Genomic DNA, 261 nt, shown 5'->3' on the forward strand with positions numbered 1-261 from the left:
TCATTATATCCAAGAACAATTAGCCCCCCTGTTTGTGCGCGAAGTACATTATCTATCCCTTCACGCAGTGGTGTTCCTGGGGCCACGAGCTGTAAAATATTAATCATACTTTTGACACGTTGCTTATTTTCTTCCATAGCCTAGCCTCCTAATGTCAAACGAAGCGCTTCTCCTAAATTAGAAACACCTACAACCTCAATCCCATCCGGAATTGTCCATCCTCCTAAGTTTTTTCTAGGAATAATAACACGTTGAAATCCT

The 261-nt window shown here is 41.4% G+C and carries 1 pseudogene; it reads right to left on the reverse strand.

The window, feature by feature from the left end:
* A pseudogene (locus SB717_RS37055) lies at positions 1–137 on the reverse strand (DNA integrity scanning diadenylate cyclase DisA); the annotation flags it as partial.
* Positions 138–261 lie beyond the last annotated feature (124 nt).

Origin of the sequence: Priestia sp. SIMBA_032 (genome assembly GCF_046535215.1) — a bacterium.
Classification (GTDB): Bacteria; Bacillota; Bacilli; order Bacillales; family Bacillaceae_H; genus Priestia; species Priestia aryabhattai.